At 64.1% G+C, this 449-nt stretch carries 1 protein-coding gene; it reads left to right on the top strand.

The genetic code is table 11. The features are described from left to right. The coding region (locus VT50_RS37945; protein WP_079343994.1) for a hypothetical protein at positions 1–449 on the top strand (449 nt) is incomplete at both ends.

The following is a 449-nucleotide window of genomic DNA, read 5'->3' as shown; positions in this document are numbered from 1 at the left end:
GAGGACGGCGCCGATGCCGATGCCCTGTCCGAGGTCCTCTTCGATCCTGAGCACTGGCCCGTGTTCAGGGTGCCGGCAGAAGACGGACCTGGAGCCGTGGTGATCTACCGCAACCTGGACGGTGACTACGGCACCGACTACCTCCTCACCCATCCAGACAGCAGCTACGCCCAGCAGATCGCCAGCTGGAACGGAGATTTCTCGGGCACTGGGCTGACATGGCACGAACTGATTCGGATCGCTGACAGCCCGTTCCTTGCGGACGAAGGCGTCCAGGACACGGCCACCCGCTTCCTGCTTCTGCTTCCCCTCCTCACAGACCCAAACGTGCCGGACACAGCAGCAGCAAGGCTTATCGACGCCCTGACCGCAGTCGGCGCGCCGCAAGACACAGCCTCCCTCGCGGCGGAGCACCTGCTGGCGCACCTTACGAGGAGATCCCAACATGA

Source organism: Streptomyces antioxidans, from assembly GCF_000968685.2.
Classification (GTDB): domain Bacteria; phylum Actinomycetota; class Actinomycetes; order Streptomycetales; family Streptomycetaceae; genus Streptomyces; species Streptomyces antioxidans.
This window is presented reverse-complemented; position numbering and strand designations above follow the sequence as displayed.